This window comes from Alkalibacterium subtropicum, from assembly GCF_900112455.1.
Lineage (GTDB): Bacteria > Bacillota > Bacilli > Lactobacillales > Carnobacteriaceae_A > Alkalibacterium > Alkalibacterium subtropicum.
Genome location: NZ_FOLT01000013.1, coordinates 30,092 through 48,585, shown reverse-complemented (window position 1 = coordinate 48,585; position 18,494 = coordinate 30,092). Strand labels below are relative to the sequence as shown.

General features: G+C 48.3%; 15 protein-coding genes. 13 read left to right on the top strand and 2 right to left on the bottom strand.

The annotated features are described in order from the left end of the window. The 9 genes from BM049_RS11960 to spxB all read left to right on the top strand — a co-directional run. On the top strand, window positions 1-228 hold a 228-nt coding region (locus BM049_RS11960; protein ID WP_218147247.1), incomplete at its 5' end, for a hypothetical protein. Window positions 229-286: 58 nt separating this feature from the next. After that, entirely contained in the window at window positions 287-454 is a 168-nt protein-coding gene (locus BM049_RS11885) for a hypothetical protein (RefSeq protein WP_177188680.1), read from the top strand. Between the two features lie 237 nt (window positions 455-691). After that, window positions 692-1,870 carry a hypothetical protein gene (locus BM049_RS09940; RefSeq protein WP_143079485.1) on the top strand — a complete coding sequence of 393 codons (1,179 nt, stop codon included), beginning with the start codon at window positions 692-694 and terminating at the stop codon, window positions 1,868-1,870. An 11-nt stretch (window positions 1,871-1,881) separates the two neighbouring features. Continuing rightward, window positions 1,882-3,075, top strand: a complete 1,194-nt coding sequence (locus BM049_RS09935; protein ID WP_091531182.1) for a hypothetical protein — start codon at window positions 1,882-1,884, stop codon at window positions 3,073-3,075. Further along, complete coding sequence (locus tag BM049_RS09930; protein ID WP_091531179.1) at window positions 3,072-4,019, top strand: ABC transporter ATP-binding protein; 948 nt, start codon at window positions 3,072-3,074, stop codon at window positions 4,017-4,019. The genes BM049_RS09935 and BM049_RS09930 overlap by 4 nt, the downstream gene beginning before the upstream one ends. Further along, window positions 3,997-4,944, top strand: coding sequence for a hypothetical protein (locus BM049_RS09925; protein WP_091531176.1), 948 nt, complete (start codon window positions 3,997-3,999; stop codon window positions 4,942-4,944). Before BM049_RS09930 ends, BM049_RS09925 begins: the two co-directional genes overlap by 23 nt. A gap of 12 nt (window positions 4,945-4,956) precedes the next feature. Then, window positions 4,957-5,652 (top strand): hypothetical protein, encoded by a 696-nt coding sequence (locus BM049_RS09920; RefSeq protein WP_091531174.1) that lies wholly within the window; start codon window positions 4,957-4,959, stop codon window positions 5,650-5,652. Window positions 5,653-5,750: 98 nt separating this feature from the next. Continuing rightward, a complete protein-coding gene (locus BM049_RS09915; protein ID WP_091531172.1) occupies window positions 5,751-6,080 on the top strand; it encodes a hypothetical protein in 330 nt (109 codons plus the stop codon). A 771-nt stretch (window positions 6,081-6,851) separates the two neighbouring features. After that, the gene (gene spxB / locus BM049_RS09910) at window positions 6,852-8,645 is read left to right on the top strand and encodes a pyruvate oxidase (RefSeq protein WP_091531169.1); all 1,794 of its coding nucleotides are present in this window, start codon (window positions 6,852-6,854) and stop codon (window positions 8,643-8,645) included. Between the two features lie 6 nt (window positions 8,646-8,651). On the opposite strand, the gene BM049_RS11750 is transcribed toward spxB, so the two are convergent. Together BM049_RS11750 and BM049_RS09905 are read right to left on the bottom strand one after the other, a co-directional pair. Then, window positions 8,652-8,879, bottom strand: coding sequence for a hypothetical protein (locus BM049_RS11750; RefSeq protein ID WP_143079484.1), 228 nt, complete (start codon window positions 8,877-8,879; stop codon window positions 8,652-8,654). A 158-nt stretch (window positions 8,880-9,037) separates the two neighbouring features. Beyond that, complete coding sequence (locus tag BM049_RS09905; protein ID WP_091531168.1) at window positions 9,038-11,383, bottom strand: S8 family peptidase; 2,346 nt, start codon at window positions 11,381-11,383, stop codon at window positions 9,038-9,040. A 256-nt stretch (window positions 11,384-11,639) separates the two neighbouring features. Here BM049_RS09905 and BM049_RS09900 point away from each other — a divergent pair, with 256 nt between their 5' ends. The 4 genes from BM049_RS09900 (at window position 11,640) to BM049_RS09885 (ending at window position 18,489) form a co-directional block, all read left to right on the top strand. After that, complete coding sequence (locus BM049_RS09900) at window positions 11,640-12,611, top strand: DUF2399 domain-containing protein (protein WP_091531165.1); 972 nt, start codon at window positions 11,640-11,642, stop codon at window positions 12,609-12,611. 7 nt (window positions 12,612-12,618) lie between these two features. After that, complete coding sequence (locus BM049_RS09895) at window positions 12,619-14,682, top strand: beta-galactosidase (RefSeq protein WP_091531162.1); 2,064 nt, start codon at window positions 12,619-12,621, stop codon at window positions 14,680-14,682. A 130-nt stretch (window positions 14,683-14,812) separates the two neighbouring features. Beyond that, on the top strand, window positions 14,813-15,760 hold the full coding sequence (locus tag BM049_RS09890; RefSeq protein ID WP_091531158.1) for a LacI family DNA-binding transcriptional regulator: 948 nt from the start codon (window positions 14,813-14,815) through the stop codon (window positions 15,758-15,760). 851 nt (window positions 15,761-16,611) lie between these two features. Next, window positions 16,612-18,489: a glycoside hydrolase family 13 protein gene (locus BM049_RS09885; RefSeq protein WP_091531155.1), complete on the top strand. Its 1,878-nt coding sequence runs from the start codon at window positions 16,612-16,614 to the stop codon at window positions 18,487-18,489. Window positions 18,490-18,494: the final 5 nt, after the last annotated feature.

Here is an 18,494-nt window from a genome sequence, read left to right as displayed (position 1 = left end):
ATTTACGTGAGTACGCTGAATGAGCGCCGCAAAGGCCTCGCTCAAACTGGATTACTGGTGAGTACGTCGAATGAGTGTTGCAAAGGCATCACTCACCCGAGAAATCACTTGAGTACGTCGAAAGACTTCCGCAAAGGCATCACTCACCTGCAAAATCACTTGAGTGCGTCGAACGGTCAGTCGAAAAGCTTTTTAATAATGAAAATCCTCGTCGCAGGACGAGGATGACCGATTAGATCAATGTAAATCAGCGATATTTGAGTTTAACTCAGAAAGGAGGAAGCGTATGTATCTGATTTCATTTTTACCTATTGTCATGTTTAGTCTCAGTGTTTTAATCCTGGGCATAGTCATTTATGCCTTACTGTCTTTGGCACAAAGCAACCGCCAGCAGGCTGATGCCTTGAGAGAGATTGAACGAACACTGAAACGGATGACGAATGTCAAAGACTGATATAGAGGTGCAGCGATGATTCTTTTGCAGCACTCTTTGTATAAAAAAATATAATCCGGGTTATGAAAAACTGCTGAGTTTACTGTTCCGCAGTTTTTTTGTTATAACAACTTATAATATGAAGAAAGTATGAATTGTGTATCAGGTTAGAAAAAAATGATAAAAAGTCGGTTTTCATGATTTTTCTGTGATAAACTAGTTAGACAAGAGATAAAACTATACAAAAAGGGAGATCGTATGATTAGGCAAGTAATGAGTGAAACAGTCACGTACATGTGGCGGAACAAGAAGAATCGCCTGGTGATGATCTTATGCTTAGGCGCTGTTCTTTTACATAGTCTATTGGTTTTACCGAACACACCAGGACAGAATGAAGTGGATATCACGGAGCTGGAACGACAGATGGAGGGGAACCGGCAGACGTTTGAAGACCAGCTGGAAAAAGGACTGACTGTCCCTTCGGTGATGACCGGAACCAGTGCGTATGAAATAGCCCGCAATGAATATGTCGCTCAGCGCGAACTCCTGACGGCGCTGAATAACGGAGATGTGCGGCGGTATCTGGAGATCCCTTACCGGCCAATACCTCAAGGAGCCACAATAGAAGCAGACCGTTCGTTCAACGTCCCTTTTCAAATCATCGGGGATGACAAGGAAAAGTTCTTTACTAAACAGAAAACAGATTATTACCTGAACGAAGCCGAACCGCTCACGTTCCATATGGTGCACGAACGGACGAGTCTGCAGCAAGTCCATCTCTTCTTTATCGGGCTGGGACCTTACATCGTACTGCTGCTCCTGCTGTTCATGATCAGTGACGTTATCACCAAGGACCGTTCCCTGCGCACACAAAAGGCAGGCATTCCTTTGAACTGGTTTGGCTATCTGTTCACCCAGTCAGTGACGGCGTTTGGTTTCGTGACGCTGTTTTTGGCTGTGCTCGGAGGGCTCTTTATTCTCCTGAACGGTTTGCTTCACGGCTTCGGGTCGTTGGCGATGCCGGTCGGGGCCATGGGTGAAGCGGCTGCTGCTTACTCTGCGCTCCCTTATGTCACGATGGAAGTCGGAAGCTTTCTGCTCAAGAGTTTGCCGTATGCTTTCCTTTTAATGTACGGCTTCACACGTTTGAACACGCTGTTCAGTCTGATTTTAAGGCATGATGTCGTGACGTTCATAGCTTCCGTATTCGTCCTCTTGTTCCCGCAGCTTTATTACAGCCCCGGGACAGAGGAACTGCTTGGCATCCCTCTGTCTTTCTATCCGCAGACTTATTATCATTTCGGTGATGTGGTGACGAGCAGACTGAATGTACCCTATGAGCGAGGCCTATTCGTCCTCGCTGTCACTGTGATCGTGCTCGAACTGCTGAACTTTGGTGCTGCCAAACTGTTTAAACGCCAGAACTTCGTAAGATAAGGAGGAGAAAAATGAAACGTGTACTGAAATGGAACGGACGGCTCATACTGCGTGACTGGAAAACGCGTTTGCTGCTCATCGGCTTTTTTCTTTTCCTGGGGACATTTTCCCTGCTTTACCGCCAGCAGAACGTGACCCTGCCGGAAACACAATTACGCTCGGAATACAGTGAGGCGCATAACATCTTCCGGCTGATTCCGGATGCCCACTTTGACGGAGAACTGGGTGAAGAAGTCGAGCGGCGTCTGGGACGGAATTCCACGCTAATCGGACTGAACAGGTACATACTGATTCAGCGCGAAGGAAATACGATTGAAGGACTGGAAGACGTCGTTTCCGATTATCTGGACAATGGACGGGATATGGCTGAGAACAATCTGTTTTTACTTGAAGCAACGGACTTTGAATCGTATGACCTTTTGACCTCTGTGTATTTACCTTCGAGAACCGAAATCGAACAGCAGCTTGCTTTTTATAATGCCCTTGAAGAGAGCGGTCTACCGATCGAATGGAATCCTTACGCTTCATCTCAGATCCTGCAGCAGCAGCTGGAGCTGTTCGTGTCTGTTGTTCTGTTTATAGCCATGGCGCTGTTAGCCGGCGATCACTTCACTAAAGATCAGGAAAATAATTACAGTGTCACCCAGGGCCTCCCTTTACCGATGAAAACACAGTGGCGGGGACGCAGTTTCCTGCTGTGGCTGATGACCTGGCTGGCGGCCCTCTTGGGGATCGGCGTAAGTTATGGTCTGTCTTTATTCTTTGAAACGACCGGCAGCCTGAATTATCCGGTCGAACTCTATGTCAGTCAGGCCGTTACCTATATACCTTTATGGCAGTACGGCTTACTGTTGACTGGACTCGGCATGGTCGTCAGTTATCTGTTCCTTTTGATCATCACCGGTCTCAGCTGGATGATCCGAAACATCTACTTGACGCTCTTTATCGTGGCTGGACTGGCCTTTTTGCCGATGATATGGACTATCTTGGATCCCTTGACTTCATGGCAACCGTCGTTTTATATCGAAGTGGTTTCCGTCCTCTCAGGGGAAAGTGCGCTGCAGTTCGACTTGCCTGGCATCGTCTACTGGAAACTGCCGATCTTAGCGCTGGGGGTCTGGCTGGTCCTTGAGGGGATTTTCCATGTCATCTTTAAACGGATACCGACCCGGCGATCCGGACTGAAAAGGAGAGTGATCGAATGACTTTAGAAGTAAAGAATTTAACCGTGGCTTATGGTGAGCGGGAGGTCTTGACCGATATCTCGTTCCAAATCGCCAACAGTCAGATCATCGGACTGGTTGCGCCCAACGGGACCGGAAAAACGACCCTCTTCAACGCCATCATGCGCTTTGTTCCTGTAAAATCCGGACATATTTTGGTCGATGACAAGGAGTACACGGCCAAAGATAAAGATGTGTTAAAGCTGCATCAGCTCATCACTTTTTTCCCGGATCAGGCAGATCTGCATGAGAACTTCAGCGGGACCGAACATATCGAGATGTATGCCGATATGTGGGCCGGCAAAAAGGATCACGTGAGAGACATCATCCGTCGCCTGGAGATGGATGATTATGTCGACCGCAAAGTCAGCACCTATTCACTTGGCATGCGCCAGCGGCTGTGCTTTGCCATGGTGATCGCTTCCGACACGCCGATCATGTTCATGGATGAAGTCATGAACGGGTTGGACCCGGAGAACGTGTCTTTAGTTTCAGATATCCTGATCGAATTGAGAGATGAAGGGAAGATCATTATTGTTGCTTCTCACTTGCTGGACAATCTGGATGAGTACGCGAACAAAGTCTTTTTCCTGAAAGACCAGCAGCTTCATTTTGTGTTCGATCACAGCGATGAGACAATCGATTATTTTAAACTTTTATGCACGGAAGAACAGGTGGCGTATCTCGAAGCACACGTGACCCTGCCTGAAGATACCATTCATTTAGGCAATAACGTGCTCTGCATCCCGCTACAAGAGCTGACCGAAGCGGAACAGCTGGCGATCTACAAGCACCTTCGTCACTTGAAGGATGTCGAGATCACTGTCGGACCCATGGGCACATCCGAGTATTATTCACATTTATATGGTCTGAAGATCCATTCATTCAACAGGGGGCATCAGCATGAAAAACCTGTTTCAAAGTAAAAAGAAACGCTTCCTGACGCCTGTAATGCTTCTCGTTCTGTCCGGCTGTTCAAATTTCGCCGGATTACGGACCCCTTTATATGACGGTGAACCGGTCGAAACGAACGAAGAAGCCATCGAAGAGTACGCACAGACTCAGAAAATCAATGAAGAAAACGAAGCACATTATTTCAGATATCCTTTGAGTGAGACCTTGTTCGATCCCTCGCTGGAATTTTCCGGTGCAGAGAGGGCCACCTTGCAAAAAGGATCGTATACGGTGGGGGAAGACCTGCCTTCAGGACGGGTCATTTTTGAAGGTCATCCAAGTGACTTCAGTCCTGAAGTTTTTATCATCCGGGCAGGGAATGTCACCGTTTATGATTCTTCAGGTGCGGTTGCTTTTGAGAACCACTTCCAGGAAGACATCGGTGTGATGCAGGCGGTCGCCGATCTGCGGGAAGGCCAGATCATTGAAGTCGAAGGCGATAAACCGGAGATCTATGTGCACTATAATGAAGCGTCATTTTATGGCGGACGTGAACTTGAACCCTCGCTTGAATCAGATAACGCCTCAGAAACTGGATCAGACACCAACCCGATGCCGACAGTCAGCTTGATGGCGGGACACTATGAAGTGGGCAGACATCTGGACGCAGGGACGTACGCGCTGAAATCGATACGTGCTCCCCGTACGCCGGTTCTGTACCACTTCACAGACGGGAATATCGAAGTGGTCGAACTGACACGAAACAGAGGGGGGAGCCAGGGGCCTCCTCCAGAAGTCCTTGAAGAGTGGGTCGAACTGGGCCGTATCACGGAAGAAGAGTATGAACAGACCAAAGAGCTGACCGATAATCAGCCGGACAAAGCTGTCATCGAACTGAACGACGGAGATAAACTCTACCTTCCGATGCTGGACCGGCTGGAACTGGAAAAACAATAAGGAGACAAAAAGATGTATGCATATTGGATGAGAGCCGAGCAGTTTTATACGTTTACGATGCCATTGATCGTCATGGTTCTGCTTTTTTTAGCGATCGTATTTGTCTTTGCCTATTCTTACACCGATCCGAAAAAACCAGCCCGTAAGTATGTCACACGAGGGTATCTGGGTCTGATCGGTCTCTGTGCCCTTTATTTTATATGGGGGCATTTGACCTATGATCACTGGGTAGAACAGAATGAATATATCACGCCTGGGATCCGGCCCTATCAAACGATAGTGGGCATCAGAACTTCAGAAGACCCGTCGATCGTCAGAGCATACCGCCGGTCGGATACCTTAAAAGAGAATCTGCTGGCGCTTGATATGTACGAAGCGGAACGGGTCACCCGGCCGTTCGACTATACCTATGCGGGCTCAATGGGGAATACTCACTACTTTACCTACGGAGATGAGGACCAGTACGTGTTTGCCCTGCAGGGAGAAATCAACTGGACGGAAAGTGAGCGGGAGCTAATCGGCTATGAGTTTAGTCTGACCGATGAACGGTTTGAAGATATCGGCTTTTATAACGCGCCGGACATCATTTTTGATTCCCTTTCGCTGCCGAAATCTGAACGGAAAGAGTTAGCGGATATCGATACGAACGATGCGTTATCGATCAATGACATGATCGGTGACTGGAACTTTGGACGCCAGTTCTATTAAACACGAGGTGAAGAGAGACTCAAAAAATGATATAGACATTGTGTTTTACCCGTGAGACTTGTAAAATAGAAAGAGAAATAAAATCAAAGGAGATCACTATGAATATAGAAGTATTTACACAATTCCGTTTAGTTTTTGGACTCATTCTTGTTTTTCTCGGCCTCTTTCTCGTCTTGTCTCTTTTACCAAAAGGACGCGACGCTATCGTTACATTCTTTTCAGTACTGGCCGTCTCCATCACGCATGCACTGATAGCCATTGCTTTGATCATCACAGAAAATATGTTCCTGGAAGACCTTTCTCTGGAAGGCGATTCCCTCACGTTTTACATGTTTCTGGCGATACTGGCACTGGCCATCATCAATCCCATCGTTTACAAACTGCGCAATAAATCAAATCGCCGAGGATCCTCTTACTCGTTCAGGTAAACTAACGTTTTAAATTAAAGCGAATCTTAAGGACACTCTGTCTTTAAGGTTTGCTTTTTTGTTTAAGGAAAAAGTATCACTGGGTTGGGAACATTTGGATAGCGTCGATCTAAAGGCATTACCAGGGAGCGTCTTTGACCGTCACTCCATTTAAGCGCGTGAGTGCCTGTCACGGCGACTGATAACTGTAGCTCACTAGACTGCTTGTCAATCAGTTCCTGTTATGACGCGCTTTAACCTCAACTGGTGAGGTCTAAAAGATACAGGTTCTTATTATATGAGACGATAGCCGTAACTCGCGGACGATTCTGATTCTGAGATCAGGCTATAACGATCTATAACCTGAAATCGCAAGGTTTTTGGGCCTTGAGTTCCGGGAATAGGTCGGTATTCCCGGAAGTGGGCACAGTTACAGGTCTGGACTTTCAGAAATAAGGCCGCAGTCTCAAAACTGGGACTGTCCCCGGTTTGCGCGTTAGGATAATACGCAATAAAACAATAAAGCGACCGAAATATCCCATCTGTTTCCAAAGGAGTATTAAGTGATCACCGGGAAAAATGAAAGAGAAGCAGTGATAAGAATAGAGGTTGAGTCAGCTGGCTCAACCTCTTCATTTCTTATTCGATCAAAATAAACAGGATATCAGCCTTAGCTTTCAAGGTGCTATTCTTTTAGAAAAACAGCTATTTTGAGTAAGATATATATAGAAACTAAAAATGCAGGAATTGATAAAATTACTCTAAATATATGAATGAAAAGGATGAGAGTAGATGACGGAAGAGAAGAAAACCATTGAAGCAGGGGTCGCCGCAGTCAAGGTGATGGAAAAATGGGGCGTGAAAAACATCTACGGCCTGCCGGCAGGTACACTGAATTCGTGGATGGATGCGCTGAAAAAAGAAGAAGAGAACATCCGGTTTATCCAGGTGCGTCACGAAGAAGTGGGAGCCCTAGCCGCCTCGATGCATGCCAAGTTCACCGGGGAGATCGGTGTCGCCTTAGGGTCGGCCGGTCCCGGTGCCACTCATTTGATGAATGGGCTGTACGATGCCCGTGAAGACGGGGTCCCCGTGCTTGCGATCATTGGTCAGCGCGCAGAAAAAGAAATCAATATGGACGCTTTTCAGGAGATGAATCACAATCCACTGTTTGCCGATGTCACAGTCTACAACCGCCGGGTCGCTTATCCTGAACAGCTGCCTAAGATCATTGATGAAGCGATCCGTACTGCTGTTGCCAGAAAAGGGATAGCGGCTGTGGAAGTGCCCGTGGATTATGGATGGGTCGAGATCGATGATGACAGCTGGTATGCTTCCGCCGACTCGCATAAACAGATGCCGCATCCGGTCCTGAATGAAAAAGAGATAGACGAAGCTGTAAAAATTCTGGAAAAGGCTGAGCGACCGGTCATTTATGCAGGAATCGGGACCCGCGGCAGTGGGGAGGACGTGATGGATTTGTCCCGAAAATTGAAGGCACCGGTAGCCATAACAGGAATCAATTACGATACCTTCCCGCATGACTTTGAAGCCTTTCTGGGCTCCGCTCATCGCGTATCCAGAAAACCCGCTGTTGAAGCTTTTGAGGAAGCTGATGTAGTCCTGTTTGCCGGCAGTAACTATCCGTTCTCAGAAGTCACTGCTATCTTCGACAACATCGACAAATTCATCCAGATCGACATCGATCCGCATAAACTAGGGAAACGGCACAAAACAGACGTGGCTATCCTTGGTGACGCGGGCGAAGCGATCCGGATGATGACAGACAAACTTTCAGAAAAAGAAGAAACAGCATGGTACCGTGCCAATCTGAAAAATATTGAAAACTGGAAGACCTATACAGATAAACTGGAACAGAAAAAAGAAGGGGAGCTGCAGTTCTATCAGGCCTATCACGTCATCAATCAGGTGGCGGACGACGATGCCATTTATTCTGTGGATGTGGGAAATACCACACAGACGTCTGTCCGACACCTCCATATGACACCGAAAAATATGTGGCGGACCTCCGGCGTGTTTGCCACGATGGGGAATGGTCTGCCGGGAGCCATCGCGGCCAAAGCCGACTTCCCTGAACGGCAGGTCTGGAATCTGACCGGTGATGGAGCCTTCTCGATGGTCATGCAGGACATCATCACGACACGGCAGTATCAGCTACCCATGATCAATGTCGTCTTTTCCAATACGGAATACGCCTTTATCAAAGACGAACAGGAAGACACGAATCACGCATACTTTGGCGTCGACTTCAAAGGGGTGGATTATGCGAAAATCGCTGAAGCCCAGGGCGCCATCGGATACACAGTAAGGGAGATCAATGAACTGGATAAAGTGTTCAAGAAAGCCGTAGAACATGAAAAAGCGGGTCGTACCGTCGTGGTCGATGTGAAAGTCAGTACGGATCGGCCGATCCCTGTGGAAGCGCTGGAACTGGATCCGAGACGTTTTTCTGAAGAAGAGATCCGAGCCTTCAAGAAACGATTTGAAGCAGAAGAGCTGGAACCTTTCCTCACGTTCCTTGAACAGGAAGGGCTTGAGTCAAGGGCATCTGAAGAAAAGTGTTAGGGAGACTTAGGCCGCAATGGCATCATTCAAATTAATTCTGACATGAGTACGTCCAATGAGGGCCGCATTGGCATCACTCGAATGGATTCTGATGTGAGTACGTCCAATGAGGGCTGCATTGGCATCACTCAAATAAATTCTGACATGAGTACGTCCAATGAGGGCCCCATTGGCATCACTCGAACAAATTCTGAGGTGAGTACGTCCAATGAGGCCCGCATTGGCATCACTCAAACTGATTCAGTCACGAGTACGTCCAAAGCAAACCCACCCTAGTGCACGGGAGGGTGGGTTTGCTTTTATAAAAAAGCTCTTAAAAAGCAGGAGAGACATGTTTAAGTCCCGCCCACTTTATTAAGAGCTTATTTATTGTGTGATTTATGAAATGAGGCTTATTTAGCTTTGCCGCCAAAGAAGTAAAAACCACCGGAGACGGAGAGAATAACAACGACGACGCTGCTCAATACGACAGGTAGGCCAGATGAATCATCATCGAGAAAGGCAGAGTCCTCTTCTTCCACGGTATCGACGGGTTCTGTATCCGGCTGTGCCGGTTCGCTGACGGCCGGTTCTTCCTGCTCTGCTTCAGCATCCGCTCTTACGGACGCCAGTTCTTCCGGATTGAAGACAGCAAGCGTCGGTGTCTCAGTCGTAACCCCTACGACACCGCCTTTTGTATAGGCATCGCCGAGCAGTTCCCATGATTCATCAGTGTCGTTCCATTGGTATAAGTGGTCCCGGTTATATTCCGCTGCCGGGGTAAAGAAGCGGTAAGTCATATGTGACGGTAAGGAAGCCGATCCCTGGCCTTCCTGTTCGATGCCGAAAGTCAGGATCTTACCTTTTGTGATCTCTTCGAAAGTCACGGACTGTCTTGTCGGTTCGAAGGTCAGCAGCGCATTGCCGTCTGTCAGATTACTGGCCGGGATGACCCATTCCAGATCGACGCGTGCGACTAAAAGACTGACATTCTTCTCTTTCAGCGTTTGGACCTGATCTCTTGATAAACTGATCCGGTCGATATGGCCAAGGGAGGCATCGAAAGACACAGCGAGCACCCCATTATCAGCAACGGTCTGGATATCTTCTTCCGCTATGGTCGCGACGCCATTGGTTTCTGACGGACGGATCCAGACGGTTCTTTGTGGATCCGGTTCTTCGTCGATTTCATCAGCCGGCGCCTCTTCGTTACTTGAATCAGCGGTTTCATCTTCCTCAACTTTTTCTTCGGACTCAGTCTCATCGCTTTCTAAAGACTCATCGTCAACAGCCGCTTCAGTTTCGGGACTGGCCTCATCCGTCATTTCTTCAGGATCAGAGTCCTCATCGCTGCTGTTTTCTTCCTGGGGTTCATCTGATCCGTCAGAACCGGTTTCGCTTTCAACCGGAGTCTCATTCTCAGATTCCGAATCTGTGTCCCCTTCAGGTTCATCCGTTTCGCCCGTGTTATCGGGGGTTTCTTCAGGCGTTCCTTCGTCCGTTCCTTCGTCCGTTCCTTCATCCTCTTTAGCTGGTTCTCCTTCAGAAGGTTCTTCAGCCGGCTCTTCTTCAGGTACCGTTTCATCAGAGGTCTGTTCGGCGTACTGAACAAGGCCGTAGCCATAAATGACGTCACGACCGGCTTCACCCAAATCGAGTGCCTGATCGATCAGACGCTGGCGGATGGCACTGGCGCTTTCATTCGGATATTTTTCCATTAAAAGGGCTGCCACACCGGCAACGTGCGGGACGGCCTGAGAGGTGCCGGACATCGTGACGTGCGAACCGTCTGTACTTAAACTTAAAATATTCTGACCGGGAGCGGCCAATTCGTTTTCATAGGCCACCATGGAATCACTGACGTGTGCCTGTCTCTGATTGACACCTGAAACGGCAATGACTTCTTCATGGGCGGCAGGGTAATCGATCGAAACATTATCGTCACTCATATTCCCGCTGGCTGCAACGGTCAGGATCCCCTGACTGGCTGCCAGCTGGATCATTTCATGGACTTCGTGGTTGCGATCGGCATAACCAGAACTGATGACGATGATGTCACTGCCGTTTTGGATCGCCCACTCAAGACCGGACAATAAATTCCCGATCCGCGTTTTGCCGCCATTATCTTCGTGATAGACTTTCACACCGTAAAGGTCGATACCTGGCGCAATACCCTGCGCGCGTGATCCCTGCTGTGCGCTCAGGATTCCCGCGATATGCGTGCCGTGTCCGGAGTGGTCATTCGTCCAGGGGTCCGGGCCCATCTCGTCATCTTCACCGAAAATGCTGTGGCCACCGGCATAGGTGATCTCTTGATGCTGATAGAAGCCTGTATCCAGGACGGCCACGTTCACGTTCTGACCGGTATAGCCGTCTTCCCAGGCATCGAAAGTCCCGATCATGTCCTGGTTCCAGTCATCGCTGGATACGTCATAAGTGGACTGACTTGTCTGCACTTCCTGATCATAGGTGATACGTCTGACGTTTTCTTGAAGGCTGATGTCTCTGACCGCCGAGACCGGGACCGACATGGTCTGGATCGGCAAGACGTCCATCGTTTCGATATTTTTATAGCGGGGATCCAGGGACGCTTCGTCTGGAACCGTTTCTTCATAGCGAACGATGATATCGATATACTTATCAGCCTCATCGGCAGCACGGGCATCTTCGGCAAAGATCTGTCCGGCCGGCAAAACAGCGGATAAGAGGAGCACAAGTATCATCCCTGCTGTCCCTGTTGTTATATGCTTCTTTTTCAAACGATCGGTCTCCTTTTTAATTCATTTGTTAATATTCTGCTATATGAGTTGATGATTCGCAGTTCAACTTATTGTTTGTGGATGTTTTCTGCAACATTAATAACATAGTATCATAAGCTGAGATGACAGGTATCTCAAAAACCCTTCGAAAAAGGTAATAATTGACGAGAATGTCACATTTTGTTAAAAATCTGAGATATTGCCTTAAAAGTGGTAGAATAAAAGAGACAGAAAAGAGAAGGAAGTGCTTGGAAAGATGTTTAGCCGTGAACACCTCCTCAGTGAATTACAAGAGGAATTTCCGCTGGTCAGAGACTGGCTGATTTATATAAGAGATAACCAGGAAGACGTCAGATGGGTGAATGCGTTGATTTATGCGTCCCCGAAACAGTTTGAACAGTGGGTGCTGTATTTATCCGAAGGGATCCGCCTGCTCCCGACACGTCCGGTCCGGCTGTCCGTATTCAGTCAGATCATCACACTGGATGCGAATGCCTTCGATCCGACGACCTCTTTAGGAAAACTGTGGCTGCACGTCTTAGCTGAAACCAAACGTGTCCACATGAAAGAACGGATCGTGATGCCGACCGATCAGAAAGCGGTCAACGCCCTGCTGGAAGATTACCATCTGTACCGGGAGGATATCTCCGATTCAGTGACCGCGTTCAATCTATTCGCGGAAACAGCTGCCGGTTATCATCCAGTTTGGGAAGCGGCAGTTCAAAGCCATAGTGTGCTGACCGTTCCCTTGAGAGAAGTGGTCAAGCTGCGTGCCGTCTATCCGGCCCATGAGCAGCCGATCGTGTGGATTATCGACAATGCAGAAGTGTTCAGCCGAATCGCTGACAGTGTGCCAGCGCTGCCGATGATCTGTACGCAGGAGAAATGGACACGTACGGCCTGGGAAGTCTTTGACCGACTCATTGCCAACGGTGCCGAGCTGCGGTTCGTGGGTGATTTGAATCCCCAGGGCATCGTCAGAGCAGAAGAACTGCTGCTGCGCTACCCGGACAGAACGCGGACCTGGCAGATGGATGTCGAAACCTATCTCAAAGCTAAAGACGAAACGCTGGACCTGACTGACTCCGACTATGCCTTGCTCGACAAGCAGCATGTCGACTATCTGGCTTGTCTGAAAGATGAAATGCGCGATCAGGGACATCCTGGCCATCTCATAACCGTTATCGATGACCTGATCGGCAAGCTGAATCATTATTACCGAAAATAATGAAAGGATGGTTGATTTGATCAAGAAACCTTTAACAGATGAAACACGCCTGCTGCACGGGGGCGACTACAATCCGGATCAGTGGCTGGCCTATCCCGAGATACTGAAAGAAGATGTGGTGCTGATGCAGAAAGCCCACACGAACACCTTCTCCATCGGGATTTTTGCCTGGGCCGCTTTGGAGCCTGAAGAAGGGAGCTATAACTTCACGTGGCTGGATGAGGTCATCGAGCGTATCGCTTCCTTTGGGGGCCGATTTATTTTAGCAACACCAAGCGGTGCCCGTCCGACCTGGATGTCCAAAGCGCATCCGGAAGTGCTGCGTGTGGATGCCAGCCGCAGGAAACAGCTGCATGGTGGCCGTCACAATCACTGTTTTTCTTCGCCTTATTACCGGAAGAAAACGCAGGAAATGAACACGAAACTGGCTGAGCGCTACGGAGGCCACCCGGCACTACTCATGTGGCATGTCTCTAATGAGTTTGGCGGCGAATGCCATTGTAACTTGTGTCAGCAGAATTTCAGAACTTACTTAAAAGATAAATACAACAATGATTTGGATCAGCTGAATGAGTCCTGGTGGGGACCGTTCTGGAGTCATACGATCACCGACTGGGAACAGATCGAATCACCCTCGCGGATCGGGGAAAGTGCCGTGCACGGGATGAATCTGGACTGGCGCCGTTTTGTTTCGCACCAGACGATCGACTTCTATAAAAATGAGTGTATGCCTTTGCGGGAAATCACCCCCGGTATACCGATCACGACCAACTTCATGTCAGACAATCCTGCCTTCACGCCTTTTACCGGACTGGACTACAGCAGGTTCGCTGAAGAAGTGGATGTCATCAGCTGGGATGCTTATCCGGCCTGGCATAATGACAAGGAAGACACCGCCACACTGGCTTCAAAAGTAGGCTTTTTGAACGATCACTTCTATGCGATGAAGGATCAGCCTTTCCTTCTCATGGAGTCGACGCCAAGTGGAGTGAACTGGCACGAGGTCAATAAAGCCAAGCGGCCCGGGATGCATTACTTGTCATCCATGCAGATGCTGGCTCATGGCTCGGACAGTGTGCTGTATTTCCAGTGGCGTAAATCACGCGGATCTTCCGAGAAATTCCATGGCGCGGTGGTGGATCACGACCGTTCGCCTGAAAACCGTGTCTTTAAAGAAGTGGCACGCCTTGGTAAAGCGATGGAGGAGATTTCTCCTAAGGTGGTCGGCTATCAGCGCCAAGCGAAAGTCGCCATTATTTATGATGTCGAAAACGAATGGGCCCTGAATGATGCCCAGGGCTTTGGCTTGCAGACGAAAAAATACGGCGAGACACTGGAAAAGCATTATCAGGCCTTCTGGGATAAAAACATTGCCGTGGATGTCGTTTCAAAAGATGCTGACTTCAGTAAGTATGACTTGGTCATTGCGCCTATGCTCTATATGCTGGCTGAAAAAACGGCCGAAAAGCTGCAGGACTATGTGAAAGGCGGCGGGACGCTGGTTTCAACGTACATCACTGGCGTTGTCAACGAGTCGGATCTGGCGCATATGGGCGGCTGGCTCGGACCTTTGAAAGCAACCTTCGGCATGGAGCCCGTGGAATCCGACACGTACTATCCATCAGATGAGAACAGTATCGACTATAACGGAAAAAATTATCTCGTTAAAGATTACGCGACGGTGATCGAAATGGGTGAGGCGAGCGGACTGGCTGTGTACCAGAGCGATTTTTACAAAGGCAAGCCGGCCGTCACAGTCAATGCTTACGGAAAAGGGCAGGCATATTACCTTGGCGCGCGCCTGGAAGAAGCGTTTTTAGCGGATTTTTACGGGGAACTGATCTCAGACTTGGGATTGAGACCTGCACTGGACGTCACACATGAACGCGGTGTCTCCGTGCAGGCAAGAGAAGCCGAGGGACTGAAAACTGTCTTTATCATGAATTTCACGGAAGAGGTGCAGGTCATTGAGATCAACGAAGAAGTGGTGGATATTCAGTCGGATGAACTTGTGTACGGGCGACTTACTCTGCAGCCGTATGAAGTAAGGATCGTTGAAAAAGAAGTGTGATTTTCCTGTGAATTTATCTCGAATAAAGACTGATCAGGATGAACAAAGCCATCGTGACATGATATAATTGAATGGATAGATAGGAAATGAGACATACCCTGTGTACGCGCAGGATGAAAGGAGAAAACGTTTGGCTACATTAAACGATGTTGCAAAGAAAGCGAACGTCTCGAAAATGACGGTTTCGCGAGTCATCAATCACCCCGAGCAGGTCACGGACGAATTGAAAGAACTTGTTTACGAAGCCATGAGAGAACTGAACTATCGCCCGAATGCAGCAGCAAAAGCGCTGGCGAATAATCGCACGCAGATCATCAAGTTACTGATACTGGAAGAAATGGATACCACTGAACCTTATTATATGTTCCTTCTGACAGGGATCGCCAATGAACTGGACAAGTATGCTTACAGTCTTCAGCTTCTGACACATAATAACGTACAGATCGGGGATTCTGACGGGTTTATCGTCTGCGGCATGCGTCAGGAAGATGAAGCACTGATCAAGTCGCTGGATAAACCAACTGTACTTTTCGGCCAGAATGACATGGGAATCGACTTTGTGGACAGCAACAATGAAGAGAGCATGGCGAAAGCGACGGAATACGCCATTGAAAAAGGCTATGAGAAAATCGTCTATATCGGGATCGCTGTCGATGAACCTTTCGCCCGCTCTAGGGAAAAGGGCTATACGACGGTGATGAATAATCACGGCAAAGAACCGTGCATTTATAACCTCGAAAACCGCTCCCGCTACTCAGCGGCTTTCATCCGGGAGAACTGGGACATGTTTCCGAAAAACACCTTGTTCCTGTGCGCTTCGGACCGGTTAGGCCTTGGGGTCATCCGCGAAATCAAAGAACATGACGGTGACATCCCGGGCGACTATGGCGTCATCGGTCACGACGGCGTCTTCCTCGATCAGATCGCCTACCCGAACCTGACGACACTGAAACAGTCGATCACGGAAATGGGTGCGGCCTGTGCCAGGATGGTCCTGAAAAAAGTTAATGAAAACGGGAAAGCCCAGGGTGATCAGCTGTTTGAAACAGAACTGAAACTTGGCGGCACGACCCGCTGATAGAATTAAACGTCCAAGCCTGACCGCTCTAATTGTCAGGCTTGGACATTTTTGTTTTACAGTTTTACGAGGGTTCGGTCATTAGAGGGAATGGGGGGTAACGTAATAGCCGAAGATGCGAAAGTTCGGTCGTTTCAATAGGATGTCCGGGTCTAAACTACCGAAGTAGGGCTTGGTTCGGCAGTTTAGATTGGCGCAAGTCCCCCTACTAACCGAATTGGAACATATTCGGTTAGTAGGAGAGGTACAGATGTATCTAAGTGACGAACAACCGTCAACTTCGGTAAGTTAATAAGAGTGAAGGGATGCTAAGTGCTGAAGTTGATTTACTTCGGTGGGTTAAGAAGCTAAGGGCTGTCGAATAAGCCGAACTACAGAATGTTCGGCTCATTCGACTGGAACACGTTGTCTGAAAAAGCTGAACCTGGATGATGTTCAGCTTATTCAGGTTTAAAACTGGAGCGAATAGACCGAACAAGCCTGTCTTCGGTTTATTGACAAAGGCAGTCTAAATGAATAGACCGAACCTCGGCCAGGTTCAGCTCATCGGTGAAAAGAATATGGGCGAATGCACCGAATGCTAAGAACTTCGGTGCATTCCAGTCTATGAAAATTCTGAACAGGCCGAACCGGTTCAATTCCGGCCAGCCGAAACGATCACCCCGGCAAACAGGGCGAAACGAGCCGCAGCTCGTTTCTTCTTATCTATTCATTCTGTTACCGATAACACCGCGATTAGCCTTGTATAATTCTCTCTAAGTGCTAGAATCAGAGTGAAACCGCTTTAAGATGATAGGGTGGAAAATCAAAAAAATGATATCGAGAAAACTTAATAGAAGAAGGAGATTTTTATGGATACAGCAGCAATTTATCACCGTTCCGAAAGTGAATATGCTTACTTATACGAACGGGGACATTACCACATCCGTATACGGACAAAAGCAAAAGATGTGGAAAGCGTCGAACTGATCAGTGGCGATCCTTATTTACTGGATGAAGAGAAATGGTATACAGACGGGAAAGAAATGAAAAAAGTCGCGACCACCAACATGCATGATTACTGGATGATCGATACACATGAGCCGACTAAACGCATGGCGTACGGTTTCCGTGTGATCGGCAAAGACGGCATCGAGATTTTTTATTCCGACCAGGGGGTTTATCCGTTTGAAGAAACATTTCTTGATCAGATGAACTTCTATTTCCGTGTGCCCTATATTCATGAAATCGATGCGTTCCGTGCTCCGAAATGGGCCGCAGAGACGATCTGGTATCAGATTTTCCCGGAGCGTTTCAGAAATGGCGATGAAAGCAATAACCCGGAAGGGACGCTTCCCTGGGCGAGCAAGGAGCATCCTTCCCGTGATGATTTCTACGGCGGGGACCTTCAGGGTGTATTAGACGGCCTGGATCATCTGGAAGAACTGGGGATCAACGGCATCTATTTCACACCTGTTTTTGAAGCACACTCCAACCATAAATACGACACCATCGACTATAAAGAGATCGATCCGGATTTTGGTGATAAAGACCTGTTCAAAAAGGTCGTGGATGAGGCACACAAACGCGGGATGCGCGTCATGATCGATGCCGTCTTCAATCACCTGGGGATCCAGTCGAGTCAGTGGCAGGACGTTCTTGAGAATCAGGAAGAGTCGAAATATAAAGACTGGTTCTATATTCATTCCTTCCCTGTCGAAGACGTGAGCGGCTTAAGTACGGAAGAGCTGGAAAATGTCGGTCGCGTGAATTATGATACGTTCGCCTTCACCGGTCATATGCCTAAACTGAATACGGCCAATCCCGAAGTTCAGGAGTACCTTCTGGATATTGCGACATACTGGGTCAGGGAGTTTGATGTGGATGCCTGGCGTCTTGATGTAGCGAATGAAGTGGATCACTACTTCTGGAAGCGATTCTTCAAAGAAACGACAGCCGTTAAAGAAGATTTGTATATCCTTGGTGAAATCTGGCATTCTTCTCAAAACTGGTTGAATGGTGATGAGTTCCATGCTGTCATGAACTATGCCTTTACGGATAATATCGAAAACTATTTCTTCAAGAAGATCCTGTCTCCGACAAGACTGATCTCGAGTTTAAACAGTCAGCTGATGCTGTACCGCAAACAGACGACAGAAGTCATGTTCAATCTGCTGGATTCCCATGACACACCGCGTCTCCTGACAAAAGCAGGCGGGGACAAAAGCCTTGTGAAATCAGCGATGGCCTTTCTGTACTCCCAGCCCGGCGCCCCATGTATGTATTATGGGACGGAAGTGGGGCTTGAGGGTGAAGGGGATCCGGATTGCCGCAAATGCATGATCTGGGACGAAAATAAACAGGACCATGATATGCTGCGTTTTTCAAAAGAACTGATCCGGTTCCGCAAAAAGTATCAGCCGATCTTGAGCTACGGTGAAACGGAGTGGCATGATGTCAGAGATGACGAGCAGTTCCTTGGCTTCAAGCGCAAACTGGGCAATCAGGAACTTTACTTCTTCTTTAATCAGGACGAAGACGAAGCCTTCCTGCCGCTGCTGCCGCACGGGGCACATAAAGTGTTCGGTTTTAACGACGAATCGTATGAAAACGACGAAATCCTTTATCATAATGGTTTCTCTGTTTATTACTATGTCGATAACGAAGAAGAGAAGAAACAGCGCCTGATGAAAAAGCGCAAGCGTGCGAAAAAACGCAAAGTCTTACTTGAAGCGATAAAAAGCAACTAAAAACG

What these genes read in the sequence shown, in the direction of transcription:
- BM049_RS11885 (WP_177188680.1), top strand. Translation starts at nt 287, where the DNA reads ATGTATCTGATTTCATTTTTACCTATTGTCATGTTTAGTCTCAGTGTT.
- BM049_RS09940 (WP_143079485.1), top strand. Translation starts at nt 692, where the DNA reads ATGATTAGGCAAGTAATGAGTGAAACAGTCACGTACATGTGGCGGAAC.
- BM049_RS09935 (WP_091531182.1), top strand. Translation starts at nt 1,882, where the DNA reads ATGAAACGTGTACTGAAATGGAACGGACGGCTCATACTGCGTGACTGG.
- BM049_RS09930 (WP_091531179.1), top strand. Translation starts at nt 3,072, where the DNA reads ATGACTTTAGAAGTAAAGAATTTAACCGTGGCTTATGGTGAGCGGGAG.
- BM049_RS09925 (WP_091531176.1), top strand. Translation starts at nt 3,997, where the DNA reads ATGAAAAACCTGTTTCAAAGTAAAAAGAAACGCTTCCTGACGCCTGTA.
- BM049_RS09920 (WP_091531174.1), top strand. Translation starts at nt 4,957, where the DNA reads ATGTATGCATATTGGATGAGAGCCGAGCAGTTTTATACGTTTACGATG.
- BM049_RS09915 (WP_091531172.1), top strand. Translation starts at nt 5,751, where the DNA reads ATGAATATAGAAGTATTTACACAATTCCGTTTAGTTTTTGGACTCATT.
- spxB (WP_091531169.1), top strand. Translation starts at nt 6,852, where the DNA reads ATGACGGAAGAGAAGAAAACCATTGAAGCAGGGGTCGCCGCAGTCAAG.
- BM049_RS09900 (WP_091531165.1), top strand. Translation starts at nt 11,640, where the DNA reads ATGTTTAGCCGTGAACACCTCCTCAGTGAATTACAAGAGGAATTTCCG.
- BM049_RS09895 (WP_091531162.1), top strand. Translation starts at nt 12,619, where the DNA reads ATGGTTGATTTGATCAAGAAACCTTTAACAGATGAAACACGCCTGCTG.
- BM049_RS09885 (WP_091531155.1), top strand. Translation starts at nt 16,612, where the DNA reads ATGGATACAGCAGCAATTTATCACCGTTCCGAAAGTGAATATGCTTAC.